Annotated in this window: 15 protein-coding genes; all 15 read right to left on the reverse strand. The window is 57.2% G+C overall.

All coding sequences use genetic code 11. The features are described from left to right. Positions 1 to 166: 166 nt before the first annotated feature. Complete coding sequence (locus H8709_RS03045) at positions 167 to 601, reverse strand: S1 RNA-binding domain-containing protein (RefSeq protein WP_262396887.1); 435 nt, start codon at positions 599 to 601, stop codon at positions 167 to 169. 98 nt (positions 602 to 699) lie between these two features. Then, the gene (locus H8709_RS03050; RefSeq protein ID WP_262396888.1) at positions 700 to 954 is read right to left on the reverse strand and encodes an FtsB family cell division protein; all 255 of its coding nucleotides are present in this window, start codon (positions 952 to 954) and stop codon (positions 700 to 702) included. Between the two features lie 10 nt (positions 955 to 964). Further along, a complete protein-coding gene (gene yabQ / locus H8709_RS03055) occupies positions 965 to 1,531 on the reverse strand; it encodes a spore cortex biosynthesis protein YabQ (RefSeq protein ID WP_262396889.1) in 567 nt (188 codons plus the stop codon). A 63-nt stretch (positions 1,532 to 1,594) separates the two neighbouring features. After that, positions 1,595 to 1,879: a sporulation protein YabP gene (gene yabP, locus H8709_RS03060; protein ID WP_262396890.1), complete on the reverse strand. Its 285-nt coding sequence runs from the start codon at positions 1,877 to 1,879 to the stop codon at positions 1,595 to 1,597. A gap of 131 nt (positions 1,880 to 2,010) precedes the next feature. Beyond that, positions 2,011 to 2,253 carry an RNA-binding S4 domain-containing protein gene (locus H8709_RS03065; protein WP_262396891.1) on the reverse strand — a complete coding sequence of 81 codons (243 nt, stop codon included), beginning with the start codon at positions 2,251 to 2,253 and terminating at the stop codon, positions 2,011 to 2,013. Positions 2,254 to 2,341: 88 nt separating this feature from the next. Continuing rightward, on the reverse strand, positions 2,342 to 2,617 hold the full coding sequence (locus H8709_RS03070; RefSeq protein WP_262396892.1) for an HU family DNA-binding protein: 276 nt from the start codon (positions 2,615 to 2,617) through the stop codon (positions 2,342 to 2,344). 63 nt (positions 2,618 to 2,680) lie between these two features. Further along, positions 2,681 to 3,490, reverse strand: a complete 810-nt coding sequence (gene mazG / locus H8709_RS03075) for a nucleoside triphosphate pyrophosphohydrolase (protein ID WP_262396893.1) — start codon at positions 3,488 to 3,490, stop codon at positions 2,681 to 2,683. A gap of 85 nt (positions 3,491 to 3,575) precedes the next feature. After that, positions 3,576 to 5,318, reverse strand: coding sequence for a putative polysaccharide biosynthesis protein (locus H8709_RS03080; RefSeq protein WP_262396894.1), 1,743 nt, complete (start codon positions 5,316 to 5,318; stop codon positions 3,576 to 3,578). Between the two features lie 75 nt (positions 5,319 to 5,393). After that, a complete protein-coding gene (locus H8709_RS03085) occupies positions 5,394 to 7,511 on the reverse strand; it encodes a glutamine synthetase III family protein (RefSeq protein ID WP_262396895.1) in 2,118 nt (705 codons plus the stop codon). 62 nt (positions 7,512 to 7,573) lie between these two features. Beyond that, positions 7,574 to 8,899 (reverse strand): amidohydrolase family protein, encoded by a 1,326-nt coding sequence (locus H8709_RS03090; RefSeq protein WP_262396896.1) that lies wholly within the window; start codon positions 8,897 to 8,899, stop codon positions 7,574 to 7,576. A gap of 16 nt (positions 8,900 to 8,915) precedes the next feature. Then, positions 8,916 to 9,734 (reverse strand): purine-nucleoside phosphorylase, encoded by an 819-nt coding sequence (locus H8709_RS03095; RefSeq protein WP_262396897.1) that lies wholly within the window; start codon positions 9,732 to 9,734, stop codon positions 8,916 to 8,918. Between the two features lie 168 nt (positions 9,735 to 9,902). Next, complete coding sequence (locus H8709_RS03100; RefSeq protein WP_262396898.1) at positions 9,903 to 10,397, reverse strand: zinc ribbon domain-containing protein; 495 nt, start codon at positions 10,395 to 10,397, stop codon at positions 9,903 to 9,905. 121 nt (positions 10,398 to 10,518) lie between these two features. Next, the gene (locus H8709_RS03105) at positions 10,519 to 11,457 is read right to left on the reverse strand and encodes a uridine kinase family protein (protein ID WP_262396899.1); all 939 of its coding nucleotides are present in this window, start codon (positions 11,455 to 11,457) and stop codon (positions 10,519 to 10,521) included. Further along, positions 11,435 to 12,925 (reverse strand): coproporphyrinogen dehydrogenase HemZ, encoded by a 1,491-nt coding sequence (hemZ, locus tag H8709_RS03110; protein WP_262396900.1) that lies wholly within the window; start codon positions 12,923 to 12,925, stop codon positions 11,435 to 11,437. The genes H8709_RS03105 and hemZ overlap by 23 nt, the downstream gene beginning before the upstream one ends. Next, on the reverse strand, positions 12,909 to 13,547 hold the full coding sequence (locus H8709_RS03115) for an MBL fold metallo-hydrolase (protein ID WP_262396901.1): 639 nt from the start codon (positions 13,545 to 13,547) through the stop codon (positions 12,909 to 12,911). Before H8709_RS03115 ends, hemZ begins: the two co-directional genes overlap by 17 nt. Positions 13,548 to 13,558: the final 11 nt, after the last annotated feature.

The raw sequence follows: 13,558 nt of genomic DNA on the forward strand, positions 1-13,558 counted from the left end.
CAATTTCTGTAAATTGTGATATTCTATCAGCAATCCCATTTCCAAACACTTCCCCTATCACTCTTTTGATGTAACGCCGTTTCGATGAAACGGCGTGTTTTTTTATTCAAAAGAGGTAAGAGAAGCAACAAAAAAACGAAGCGTCGCCACTTCGTTTTACAAAAGCTTATTTGTTTTGTCCGCCGCCCCGGCGACCCGATGTGCCGCGTTTGCCATCCATAAATTTTTTGAGATCGTACATTTTTTCGTCACTGGTCTGTTTAAACTTGCTCATCATATCTTCAAAAGTCTGAGGCTCGCCCTTTTTACTGCGGCTGAAATCGCGCTCCTGCCGCTGAAAGTTTCTGCGCGGCGGGGGAGTTGGATTGTCCATGGCGCGTTTGATGGAGAGACTGACCTTGCCGTCCTCACTGATATTGAGCACCTTGACCTTGACCATCTGATTTTCCGTAAGATGGTCTTTGATCTCTTTGACATAAGTCGGCGCCACTTCGGAAATATGTACCATACCGGTTCTACCTCCAGGCAGTTCCACAAAAGCGCCAAACTTTGTGATTCCGGTCACCTTGCCCTCCACGATGCTTCCAACTTCCAGCTGCATATAAAGCAATTGCCTCCTTAAATTTACACTTCAATGCGTTACATTATACTTAAAACTGACAAAAAATGCAAGAACCTTTTTGATGGGATGACCCATCATCAGCTGCCGGAAGCGTCCACAAACACCTTTTCGTCGGGATAGGCGTAGTCCAGTTTGTCCCGGGCCACCTTTTCCACATAGGAACGGTCGTCGCCCTGGCTGAGCAGGCGCTGAACCTCCATGTTCTCCATTTCCTGTGTCTGGCACTGCTGCTGCACGTTGGCGAGCAACGCCTTTTTCTCGCGGATTTCCAGCTGCTGTCCCACGATGGAGGCCACCAGATAGATGCCGAAAGCTACAGCCGCCAGGCGCACAAAAATATGTTTACCCGTTTTTTCTTGTTTTCCTGCCACTGTTTTTTCCTTCCTTTCGGGCCCGCCTTTTTTTCTTTTTCTGTTTTGGATGAGGTTTAAGTAGATTATACAATAAAACCCGTTGTTGTTTCAAGCGAAATTTTGCGTTTGTACCAAATTTTTTTAACGGTGCTGTGCATTTTGAAAACAACTTTTGTAGCTTTTTGCCGATCCATTGCAAAAATAAGAGGATAGGCCGAATAAAAATTCGAAATAGAAAATGCAAAACCGCTTTAATTCCCCGGATGATAAGTTTGGAAATTTTCATCACTAGCGCGCCGATGGTAAAATAGTAGATCACCGCGCCCAAGAATTCGCCCAGGAGTATAAAAAAGCGGAGCTGTCCGCCCATGGCCTGCATCATATAAAAAAAAGTGACCAGGGCGCAGACGGCGAAAAAAAGGGCGTCTTCGATAAAGACGATGACGGCTGAATTTTTGACCGCCAGGCGGATCATCCGGAACACGTCGTAAAACGCGCCCAGTCCCGCGCCAATGAGACATGCATAGAGAAAGACTTGCGTTTGCTGACTGAGCATCACATTCACTGCGCTTTTACCGTACCTTTCCGGATTCTTCAAAGTCCGCCCCAGGGCGGAAGATTATTTAAAGATTTTGGAGAAGAAGCCGCCGCCCTTCTGCGGCTGTTCGTCGGCGTAGGACAGGGCGTAGATCTCCCCCTCCAGCGTCAACTCCCCTGTATCCACATTGAGCTTGTTGATATGCAGGTTGTATCCCTTGATCGTCAGTTCCCCCAGATCGGTGAAGAGGACGACGCTCTGTTCGTCAAAGCTGTCGATGTCGGCCACGCCCGAGACGCTCAGCGCCCTTCGATCCTCCAAGATTAAGTTGTGGGGCAATTTGACCACTTTTTTCTCGTCTACCATTTCTTGACCTCCATTGCTAATTTTTAGGCGCCTTGTCTCCATACCGGCAGTCCGGCCATGAAAAAAACTCCTGTTGTCCATCACTGCATTTTATGATGGGCAACAGGAGTTTATGACTTTGTTGGACAAAGCTATTCCATGACCTCGTAGTGGGAGGCGGCGTTTTCCTTATTGGCGTATTCGCTGACCTTGAGGACCTTCACCTTAAGCGGGCGGGAACCCATGTTGATTTCCACTACATCCCCCTCCTTGACGTCGTAGGAGGCCCTAGCCGGTTTGCCGTTGACCACGATCCGGCCCGCGTCGCAGGCCTCGTTGGCAATGGTGCGCCGCTTGATGAGCCGCGTCACCTTGAGGTATTTATCCAATCGCATGTTTACACCTGATTTCTTTTAAAGTATTCTGCCGGTAATGGGCAATAAAAAAACCGGTATAAAACCGGTTTTTAAGCACATAGGAAATTTATTTCGCAACAGCGTCTTTGAGGGCTTTGCCAGCTTTGAAGGTCGGCAGTTTGGAAGCGGGGATAGTGATCTCCTCTTTGGTTCTGGGATTTCTGCCCTTTCTTTCGCCGCGCTCTCTGACCTCGAATGTGCCGAAACCGACGATCTGGATTTTTTCACCGTTCACCAGTGCTTCCGTGATGGAATCGATGACAGCGCCAACCACTTTGTCGCTCTCTTTTTTAGAAATTTCCGCTTTTTCTGCAACTAAATTTATCAGTTCTGCTTTCGTCATTTGAAAATTCCTCCGTATAATCACATTTTATTTCCTAAAACAACTGTACCGGTATCCTTCCAGTCAGCCGTTTGACAACTGTTTTTTGGCTTCTTTCCATAGGACATCAAGCTGCGCGAGATCACTTTGTTTCATATCCACCCCATTTTGCTTTGCAAGCTGCTCCACTACGGCAAACCGGCGAATAAACTTATCCGTCGCTTCGCTTAAGGTCTCCTCCGCGTCGGCGTCAAGAAAGCGGGAAACGTTGACCGCGGCAAAGAAGAGATCTCCCATCTCCTCCCGGCACTGCGCTTTCTCCCCTTTGGCAATGGCCTCTTCCAGCTCGGCAATCTCGCTTTTGAGATCGGCGAGTGCTCCTGTCACGCCGTCGTAATCAAAGCCTGCCCGGGCCGCCCGCTGCTGCACCTTGCCCGCCCGCATCAGCGCCGGCAGGACCTTGGGTACGTTTTCGAGCGTTTCGGTGGCCGTCTTTTGGCCCTTGGTCGCTTGCTTAATTTTATCCCAGTTGACGAGCACCTGCCCCGCAGAGCTCACCTTGATGTCACCAAAGATGTGCGGATGGCGGATGATCAGCTTCTGACAGATATCGTTGGCAACATCGTCAAAGTCAAACCTTCCCTGTTCCTCTTCCATTCTAGCGTGGAACACGACCTGCAACAGCACGTCGCCCAGTTCCTCCCGGAGCAGTTTGGGGTCTTCGTTGTCGATGGCCTCCAGTACCTCGTAAGTCTCCTCCAAGAAGTTTTTCCGGATGGAGTGGTGGTCCTGCTCCCGGTCCCACGGACAACCGTTTTCCCCGCGGAGCACCTCCATAATCTTGATGAGGTCTTCCATCTTATATCTGTCTTTACGCTCAAAATCCTGTGGCATGATTTCACCTTTATTCTTTGTCTATCCGGCCCAAAAATCCGCTTCATTGCTCAATTCCCCGGATTTTTAGTGAGCAAGTTATATCTTACCCTATCAGACCCCGTTTTTCAAGTAGTTTTGCGATTTTTTCTCCCTTTGGCAGCATCAAAATGTCGTCTTTGGTGATGGCGTGAATCAAAAACAGGGCGAGAACATAGACGACGCCCGCCACCGCGATGGACGCAATGGTGGACATGCTCCCGGACAGCCCCATCCGAAAGAGGCCGTAGCTCGCCCAGCCCGCAGTCGCGCAGATGCCCCCGGCGATCAAAGGTTTGAGAAATACGCTTCCCACACGGGGTACCACCCCTGTGGTCCGGCACAGGCAGACAATCCCCACTAAGACAATGATTAGATAGCACAGCACTGTACCAATGGGCGCGCCGTGGATATTGATAGAGGGGATGGCCACCAGGAAAAAGTTAATGCCCAGCTTCACAATGCCGCCGACAACCATCAGCTTCACCGGCAGGTCGGGGCGGCCCACCGCCTGGAGCATGCTGTTGACCGGCGTCGCCACCGCCACAAAGATGGCGGCAATACCCAGCGTGCGCAGGAGTGGGGTCGCGATAATGGCCTCCGCCGCCCGGGCGGAAAAGAGCAGATGGAGGATGGGGCCGCCCAGAGCGAAGAGCCCCAGGCCCGCCGGAATGGCCACCAAACAAGTGATGCGCAGCACCACCTCCACATTGCGCTGCAAGTCCTTCATACTCCGGGTGGCCCAGGCCGTGGCTACGGCGGGCAGGGCGCTGACGCCGAAGGTGGTGGTCAGCGCTGGCACCAGGTTAAAGATGGTGATGGACAGCGCCTGATAGGAGCCGAACAAAAAGTTCGGCAGCTGGTCCAGGGTCATGCCCGCGGGGATGAGATGGCCGTACATGGCAAGCAGAGCGCCGCTGTCCCTGGCGATGGCGGTGTCCAGCCGGTTCATCACCGAGGCCAAGTCGATCATGGAGGTTAAATTGACTACCACCGCGCCCAGGCAGACCGGGATGGCCAGCTTGATGAGCCTGCGGCGCAACTGATTTGCCGGACGCGGCTCGGGCGCCGCCTCCAGTTCCTCGGGCGTGATGCCGTCCCCCTTGCGCTTGTGGCGAAGCCATAGGTAGAACATCCCCGCGAAGGTGCTCAAAGTGACGCCGAAGATGGCGCCCGCCGCCGCGTAGGGCAAGGTGACGGACTGGGCCTCGGCCAAAGTCGCCGCCGCTTGGCCAAAGACTTTGCCGCCGCCTTTAAACTGGTTGAGGCCCCACTGCATCATCAGATAAGCGCCCAGCATCCCCGCCGTCAGCTTGCAGACGGCCTCCACGATCTGGGAGGCGGCGGTGGGATACATGTTGCGCAGGCCCTGATAATACCCCCGGTAGGCGGAAGTCATGCAGCCGAAGAAGATGGCGGGAGAAATGGCTACCACCGACCAGAAAGCGCCGGGGTTTCCCACCGCCCGGACAAAGAGCCCGGAGCCGAAGATCATGAGCGTCAGACCCACGAGTCCGGTGCCCAAAAACAGAGCCGTCGAAATCCTCATGATGCGGCGGATATCCTTATACCGCCGTATCGCCGCGTTTTCCGCCACCATCTTGGCCACCGCCACCGGCAGTCCGGCGATGGACAGGGCGTAGATGGGATTGAAGAGCCCGTAGGCCGTGGTAAAATACCCCATGCCCTCCCCGCCGATGAGGTTGGTCAGCGGGATTTTGAACACCGCGCCAATCAATTTGACAATGATGGTCGCCGCCATCAAGATGATTGCGCCGTGCAGGAAGCTTTGTTTGGGTCTGTTTGGCATGGACGTACTTCCCCCTCTTTCGTATTCGCGGACTGGGACAGCCGTTATTTCATAAGTATTACCGGACGAGCGGGATTATACGTTAAAGAGGATGTCCTGATAGGACGGGATGGGCCAGCGGGCCTTATCCACAATCAGCTCCAACGCGTCGGCGATACCCCTGATCTGGTGCATCAGCGGCAACACCACATCCCGGCAGCGGGCGGCCCGCTCCTCCATATCGGTGAGGGCCGTGGTGCTTTCGCACAGCACCCCCAGCTGCACCGTGTAGCGGTCCAGTTCGTCCAGCTTCCGGCTGAGAAACTCCAGCCGCTTTTCCTGGGAGGACGCCGGAAAATGGTGGGACCTGATTTTGGTCAGGCTGTCGGCCACCTCGGTCGCATAGCGCATCACCGCCGGGTAGATCTCCCGGTTGACCATCCGCACCATGGTCCGCGCTTCGATGAGGACATGTTTGCCGTAGCGCTCCAGCATGACCTCTTCCCTGGCCCGCATCTCGCTCTCCCGGCAGACGCCGTACCGGTCAAAAAGCTGGAGCGCCCGCGGATGCACCAAAGTCTTGGCCCCGCTGACCGCGTCGTTTATGCAGGGCAGGCCCCGTTTGGCGGCCTCCGCGGGCCAATCGGGGTCGTAGCTGTTGCCGTTATAGATAATCCGCCCGTGTTTCTCATAAATTTCCCGGATGAGGCCCACGATATCGCCGTCAAAATCCCGGCTCTTTTCCAATCGGGTGGCAATGTAGTCGAGTGATTCCGCCACCATGGTGTTGAGTGTGGCGTTGACCCAAGACACCGACATGGAGGAGCCCAGCATGCGAAACTCGAACTTGCTACCGGTGAAGGCGAAGGGGGAGGTCCGGTTGCGATCGGTGGCGTCCACCGCCATCTGGGGCAGGGTTGGGATGCCGAAGTCCACCACTGTATCCTTCTGGTAGTCCTCCGTTCCCGGCTCCCCCGCCACCCGGCGCAGCACCGATAAGATGGACTCGCCCAGGCACAGGGAAACGATGGAGGGAGGCGCCTCATAGCCGCCCAGGCGCTGGTCGTTGCCCGCGCTGGAGGCGGCGGCTCTGAGCAGCGGGGCATACAGGTCGATGGCGCGGATGACAGCACACAAAAACAGCAGGAATTTGGCGTTGTCGTAGGGGTTATCCCCCGGCTCGAACAGATTTTGGCCGTCGTCGGTGATGAGGGACCAGTTGTTGTGCTTGCCGGAACCATTGACATATGCAAAAGGCTTTTCATGGAGCAGGCAGACCAGCCGGTGGCGCAGTGCCACCCGGTGGAGAGTCTCCATGATGAGCTGGTTTTGGTCGGCGGAGATGTTGTCCACCGTGAAGATGGGGGCCAGCTCATGCTGGCAGGGGGCCGCCTCGTTGTGCTTGGTCTTGGCCGAGACGCCCATGCTCCAAAGCTCCTCGTCGATCTCCTTCATAAATAAGGAGACCCGCTCCCCTAAAGAGGCGTAGTAATGATCGTCCATCTCCTGGCACTTGGGCGGCCTCGCGCCGAACAGGGTCCGGCCACAGAGCTTTAAGTCCTCCCGCTTCTGGAAGGTGTCCAGGTCGATGAGGAAATACTCCTGCTCGGCCCCCACCGACGCCCTCACGTGCTTGACCTGGTGGTCTCCGAAGAGATGTAACAGCCGCAACGACTGGGTTTCCAGCGCCTTAGCTGCCCGCAGTAGCGGCGTCTTCTCGTCCAGCGATTCCCCGGTGTAGGAGCAAAAGGCGGTGGGGATGCACAAAGTCACCCCCGATTTGTCCTCCTTGAGGAAGGCGGGGGATGTGGGATCCCACATGGTGTACCCCCTCGCCTCAAAGGTACAGCGCAGGCCGCCCGAGGGAAAGGACGAGGCGTCCGACTCCCCCTTGATGAGCATTTTGCCCGAAAATTCCATGATGGCCCCGCCGCCGGAGGTGGTGGACATAAACGATTCGTACTTCTCCGCCGTGCAGCCGTTGAGGGGCTGGAACCAGTGGGTGTAATGGGTCGCCCCCATGGAGACGGCCCAGTCCTTCATGGCGTTGGCCACCACCTCCGCCAGTTTGGCGTCGAGCATGCGGCCCTCGTCGATGACCTTTTTCAGCTCCCGGTAGGTCTCCTCCGGCAGACGCTCCTGCATCAGCCGGTCGTCGAAGACGTGAGTGCCAAAAATATCGCAAAGTTTGCAGTCACGGATAGAATCTTCCATGTTGATTCATTCTCCCCTTTATCTTTCTAAAACGCCGGACTTTTTCTCTGTATCCGGCGCGTTTATTCCGATATGGACTCTATCTGCCGCACTGGCCCAATGCGGTTCAAAATCTCTTTGGCCGAGCGGTCCGCCCCGGCCATGATACTCTCCTCACCCAGCGTCAAATAGACGCCGTCCTTATAGAGGACCCGTCCGTCGCACATGGTCAGAACCACGTCGGAGGCTTTGGCCCCGAAGACGACGGCGCCCAGGACATCGTGGACCGGCTGGATGTGGGGGCGATGCAGGTCGAGGACGGTGAGGTCCGCCCGGAAACCCTCTTTGATAAGCCCGCAGTCCTCCCGGCCCTGGCTGAGGGCCCCGGCGCGGGTGGCCATGTAAAGGACTTCCCGGGGCGGCAGAAGACAAGGGTCCCCCGCTATACCCTTGCCAAGCAAAGAACAAAGGCGCATTTCAGAGAGCATATCCAAATTGTTGTTGCTGGCCGCGCCGTCGGTGCCGATGGCCACGTTGACCCCGCTTTTTAAAAGCGCCGGGACGTCGGTCACCCCGCTGCCCAGCTTGAGGTTACTGGCCGGACAGTGGGCCACACTGGCCCCGGCGGCGCGCAGAAGCTCCCGGTCGCCTTCCTCCAAATAGACGCCGTGGGCAAAGTGGGCCCGACTTTCCAGCAGGCCGCAGTCGGCAAAGTACCGGGCGGGCGTCCTCCCGCCCCGGCGTGCCTTGCACCCCTCGTGCTCCTCCCTCGTCTCCGAGAGATGGACATGGGTGATGCTGCCCTTCTCTTTGGCCAGCCGTGCCATCCCCCGCACCGTCTCCTCGTCGGTCGTGTACTCCGCGTGCAGGCAGGTGTCAATTTTGATGCGGCCGTTTTTGGCCCCGTCCCAGCGCTTAAAAAGGGAAAACATGTGGCGCACCAGTAGGTTATCCTCAAACGGGACCGGCGGAACGGGGCTTGTCACCCCCACCGCCAAATTGCACTTGATGCCGCTTTCCGCCACGGCCCGGGCGATCTCCTCGCAGGAAAAATACATCTCGGAAAAGCTCGTCACCCCGCAGGCGAGCATTTCGGCAATGCCCAGCATGGCGCCATAATAAAAGTGCTCGGACTGGATCTGCGCCTCGAAGGGGAAGACCTTTTCGTGAAGCCACCGGTCCAGGGGCAGTCCCTCGGCATACCCCCGCAGGAGGGTCATGGCCACATGACAGTGGGCGTTGACAAACCCGGGCAGGAGCACCTTGTCCCGCCCCCCATAAACTTCGCCGAAGTCCTCCTTTGGCAGCTCGTCAGAGAGATAGGCGATCTTGTCCCCCCGCACGCCCACATAGCAGTGATTGCGGACCTCAAAGTTTTCGTCGATGACGGTGATGTCCCGAAACAGCATGACGCACCCTCCCCGCCTAGATTTTTTCCAGAATGGCGCCCAGCAGCTTCTGGAAGTCGCCAGCCCGTTTGGAGGTGATTTCCACCACCTCTTCGTCGGTGATGGGGGCGTCCAGGATGCCCGCCGCCATGTTGGAGATGCAGGAGATGCCCAGTACCTGGATGCCGCAGTGGGCCGCCGCGATGACTTCCGGCACGGTGGACATGCCCACCGCGTCGCACCCCAGTGTCCGCAGGGCGCGGATTTCCGCCGGCGTCTCAAACTGGGGGCCCGGCATAAAGGCGTAAACGCCCTCCTGCACGCCGATGCCGCAGGACGCGGCGGCCTCTTTAGCCAGCGCGCGCAGCTGGGGGTCGTAGGCGTGGGACATGTCAAAGAAGCGGGGGCCCAGCTCGTCGATGTTGCCGCCCCGGGCCGGGGACTCGGTGAAAAACTTCACGTGGTCGGTGATGAGCATGAAGTCGCCCACCGAGAAGCCGGGGTTTAACCCGCCTGCGGCATTGGTGACCACCAGCTTTTCGACGCCCAACAGCCGCAAAACGCGGGTGGGATAGACCACCTGCTCCATGGAAAAGCCCTCATAGTAGTGGTAGCGCCCCGACAGGAGGAGCACCTTCTTCTCCCCCACCCGCACCAGATGCATCCGGTAAGCGTGGGCCTTATTGGTGCCCTTGGGGAAGTGGGGAATCTCCTCATAGGGAAGCGTCACCGCGTCGGAAAAGCGGTTGGCGTAGACGCCCAGCCCCGAACCCAGGATGACCGCCGCGTCGGGCTGCTCGCCGATCTTCTCCCCGACATACATGGCGCTAGCCGCATAGTCACTGTAATGAAACAACCTCGTTCTCTCCTTTGTCCTGTGCTCCCGTTTCCCCCTTGAGGGGCGGGAGCTTTATTCCTCTTAGTTTAAACTAAAAAAACGCGTTTGTATAGAAAAAAGGGTGAATATCTCTATTCACCCTTTCGGTCATGTCTTCGTTTTGCGTTTAAGACCCTGGCCCTGCTATTATTCCTCGGTCTTGGGCTCCTCTGCCGCCGTCTCAGCGGGCTCCTCGGGGGCCTGCGGCTCCTCAGTGGGCGCTTCCTCCGCCGGGACCTCCTCTCCGGGGGCCGCCTCCTCTTCGTCCGCGGGCTCCGGCATGGGGTCCAGCTTGGCGCCGCAGCGGTTGCAGTAGAGGGAACCGATGGGGTTAGCGTAGCCGCAGGATTTGCAGCGAATGAGCTTTTTAAGCTGCATCAGCTGATCGGTGTCCGCTTCCAACTGGTCGATGAGGGCCTGAATCTCCGCGACGCACACGGCGACCAGTTCATCGTTCTCGACGCCGGACTTTTTGCAGTCGAACACGATCTTGCCCAGACGGCCATAGGCTTTTTCAATCTCCGCCTTGGTCTGGGAACATTTGAGTTTGAGCTTGGAAATGGCGACGACCTCTTCGGTCATCTTGCCCGCTTTGTCACAGGCGTCCTTTGCCGCATTGACGAAACTATCAAACATATCCATAGAAATCCTCCTTGTGATCCCAGGAAATAGATGCCCTGATTTGGTTATCATTATAGCTCTTTTCCCCAGCCATGGGGGATTTTTGCAAGAGAATTTATAAAAAATTAATAGTTTTCTAAACTTATTCCCCGCCGATAAATTCGCGGAGGAGGGAGTCGGCCGGAACCAGCTGGGGACTCACCGGCAAAAAGGCAGCGATGGCGCTCTCGATGCGGGCCACCTTCTCCTCATGATCCTGGTGGTGACCTTGGAGCAGGGGAGCGAGCTCCCGGCCGAAAAGGCTGGGTTCATACATGATGGCCGTGTCGATGGTCAGATCCGCCGTCTTCTCAAAAGGCTCGATATAAAGCTGAGAGGCATGGCAGATGTCCCGCCAGTCTTCCAGCGTCTTATCGGGAGGCGTGTTACGGAAATGGTAATCTCTGACCATCCGGCGGATAAGCCGGGTATTCTCCTGGCCGATGAGCACCTGATTGCCGATGACAAACCGGCTTTTCACCGACACGTAGATGCGAAAGAGCCGCTCCTGCTCCATGGGGGGCAAAAGCACCGGATTGAGGGCGTGAAGGCCCTCCACAATGACCACATCGTTTTGGGAGATGCGCACGTGTCTCGCTTCGGGAGAGCGCATACCAGTGCCAAAGTCAAAGATGGGAAACCACGCCTGGCTATGGGAAATGAGGTTAAAAAAGCACCGATGCATGCATTCAATGTCCAGGGAAAAAATGCTCTCATAATCGCTGCGGCCGTCGGCAAAACGGGTGGGCGCCTCGGCGCCGATAAAAAAGTCGTCCAAAGAGATGACCACCGCGCCGATGCCGATTTCCTCCAGCTGGTGTTTGAGTTTGCGGGCCGTGGTGGTCTTGCCCGAGGCGGTGGGGCCCGCGATCATGACAAAGTTTACTTTACCGATGCGCTTTTTGATCTCCAGAGCCGCGTGATAGAGGTTTTGCCGATACTTTTCCTCCCCCAGCGCCACCAGCGCCGCGGGGTCTTCCTTGGCCATGCGGTTAATTTCCGAGATGTCGTAATGGGGCTTACTTAAGTCCATTGTGTTCATAAAAGCTCACCACCCGATTCTTTCTTTCCATCATCTGGTCAAATCTGTCGATATACTCATAGGGATATTTATAGTTGTAGATTCTTTCAATCTTCCCGGTGGGCGCCACCAGTTTGGTCACCGCCCCGGCCCCCACCGCCAGGATGGTGTGGACCTCCTCCATGATGAAGATGTTGTAGTCACTCTCGTGTCCGGATTTGGCGTAGCCCACGTTTTCCAGGTTGGCGATGGTGTTCTTCTGCCGGTAGAGGTAGTAGGGCTGCCATCCGCCGTCCATGAGGCGCTGCCGGGCGTGGTCCACCATGGCGGAAACTTCCTCCTCGGTGGCCTTATAGAGGGAGGCATACTCCCCACCCATGTCGGAGGAGCGCTTGACGGTGAGAGTATGTACCGTCACATTCTCGGGCCCCAGCGCCATCACCTTAGAAAGGGTATCCCGAAAGCCTGCCAGGGTGTCGCCGGGGAGTCCCGCGATCAGGTCCATATTGATGTCGTCAAATCCCATCTCCCTGGCCAGATGAAAGGCCTCCACCGTCTGGGCGGCGGTGTGGTTTCTGCCGATGGCGCGGAGCACCTCGTCCTGGAGGGTCTGGGGGTTGATGCTGATGCGGGTGACCCCCGCCTCCTTCATCACCCGCAGCTTATCCCTGTCGATGGTGTCCGGCCGGCCGGCCTCCACCGTGTATTCCAGCGCGTCGGAGACGGGGAAGCTCTCGGCCACCGCGTCGAGAATCTGCCGCAGCTGGGGGGCCGTCACCGCAGTGGGGGTTCCGCCGCCGAAGTAGATGGAAGCAAGACGCAGCCCCAATTCCCTGGCCTGCCTGCCCGCCGCCCGGATTTCCTCGCACATCAGGCGCAGATAATCGGGTACCAGGCGCTTTGTCTTCTCGATGTTGTGAGAGACAAAGGAGCAGTAGCGGCACCGGCTGGGACAAAAGGGCATGGAGAGATAGAGGCTGTACGACTTCTCCCCCGATAGGGAGAGGATGCGCCGCTGGTTCTCGGCGATGCAGGCCGCCAGCGCACTTTTCTCCGGGGTGACCAGATATTGTTCTTCAAAATATTTCCGGGCCTCCTCCGGGCTCTTCCCCTCATCGAGAAGGCGGCGGAAGAGCTTAACCGGCCGGATGCCGGTGAGTACGCCCCATTGGGGGAAAACGCCGGTCAGCGCGGACAGCGCCCGGTAGAGGAGCACGCCGAAGGCGTACTCACAGTCATGGTCGTAGTCGCGGACGCCGTTGGGGACTTTGTCTTGCGCCTGCTCTTCCCGCCCGCGATACCGGGCGCGGACGGTGAGGGTTGTTCCCCCCTCCCCCCGCCGGAGAGACGTCAGAATATATGCCTCGTAATCACCGCTGTCCTCCGGTGTCCCCCGGAACACCGAGGTCACCGTCTCGCCGGTAAAGAAAAAGCGGCAGAGGCTTTCCAGCTCGTACCGGTAGGAATGTCCATCAAAAATAAGTGTCATAATCCTGTGTTCCTATATAAACGTTGTGAAGCCGTTCCTCTTCCAAGGTGCTCTCGGGGCCGTGTCCCGGCAGTACCCGGTAGTCCCCTTCCAGCGCCGCCAGCTTCTTAAGAGATGCCTTGATCTCGTCGTAGCTGCCGCCGTAGAGGTCGGTCCGGCCGCAGTCGCCCTGGAACAGGGTGTCCCCGGTAAAGAGGGTGTCCCCACACCGGTAGGTCACCGAGCCCTTGGAGTGGCCGGGCGTGGCGATGACGTCAAAGCGGAGTTTCCCCACCTCAATCACATCCCCGTCGACAAGAAAGCGGTCCACTTGGGCCTCCCCCGGCTTCCAGCGCTGGTTGAGGACCGCGCTTAAGTCAAGGTCCTCGATCATCTTCGCGTCCGCCTTGGCGATACAGAGCTTCGCGCCGTATTTGCGCTGGATGTCCGGCACCGCGCCGGTGTGGTCATAGTGGCCGTGGGTGAGCAGGATGGCTTCCACCTGCACCCCCAGCTTTTCCAGTGCCTGCAATAGCCTCCCGGCCTCGTCCCCCGGATCCACCACCGCGGCCCGTTTCTCTTCGTCATAGACGATATAGCAGTTTTCCTGCAAATATCCCACCGGGATTCTTACAATTTCCATGGGGTTCTCCT

Source organism: Zongyangia hominis, assembly GCF_014385095.1.
Lineage (GTDB): Bacteria > Bacillota > Clostridia > Oscillospirales > Ruminococcaceae > Zongyangia > Zongyangia hominis.

Excerpts from the sequence above, each read along its gene's own strand:
- H8709_RS03070 (WP_262396892.1), bottom strand. The coding sequence starts at position 2,617 with ATGACGAAAGCAGAACTGATAAATTTAGTTGCAGAAAAAGCGGAAATT.
- yabP (WP_262396890.1), bottom strand. The coding sequence starts at position 1,879 with ATGGTAGACGAGAAAAAAGTGGTCAAATTGCCCCACAACTTAATCTTG.
- H8709_RS03105 (WP_262396899.1), bottom strand. The coding sequence starts at position 11,457 with ATGAACACAATGGACTTAAGTAAGCCCCATTACGACATCTCGGAAATT.
- H8709_RS03080 (WP_262396894.1), bottom strand. The coding sequence starts at position 5,318 with ATGCCAAACAGACCCAAACAAAGCTTCCTGCACGGCGCAATCATCTTG.
- hemZ (WP_262396900.1), bottom strand. The coding sequence starts at position 12,925 with ATGACACTTATTTTTGATGGACATTCCTACCGGTACGAGCTGGAAAGC.
- H8709_RS03090 (WP_262396896.1), bottom strand. The coding sequence starts at position 8,899 with ATGCTGTTTCGGGACATCACCGTCATCGACGAAAACTTTGAGGTCCGC.
- yabQ (WP_262396889.1), bottom strand. The coding sequence starts at position 1,531 with ATGCTCAGTCAGCAAACGCAAGTCTTTCTCTATGCATGTCTCATTGGC.
- mazG (WP_262396893.1), bottom strand. The coding sequence starts at position 3,490 with ATGCCACAGGATTTTGAGCGTAAAGACAGATATAAGATGGAAGACCTC.
- H8709_RS03115 (WP_262396901.1), bottom strand. The coding sequence starts at position 13,547 with ATGGAAATTGTAAGAATCCCGGTGGGATATTTGCAGGAAAACTGCTAT.
- H8709_RS03045 (WP_262396887.1), bottom strand. The coding sequence starts at position 601 with ATGCAGCTGGAAGTTGGAAGCATCGTGGAGGGCAAGGTGACCGGAATC.
- H8709_RS03085 (WP_262396895.1), bottom strand. The coding sequence starts at position 7,511 with ATGGAAGATTCTATCCGTGACTGCAAACTTTGCGATATTTTTGGCACT.
- H8709_RS03100 (WP_262396898.1), bottom strand. The coding sequence starts at position 10,397 with ATGGATATGTTTGATAGTTTCGTCAATGCGGCAAAGGACGCCTGTGAC.
- H8709_RS03065 (WP_262396891.1), bottom strand. The coding sequence starts at position 2,253 with ATGCGATTGGATAAATACCTCAAGGTGACGCGGCTCATCAAGCGGCGC.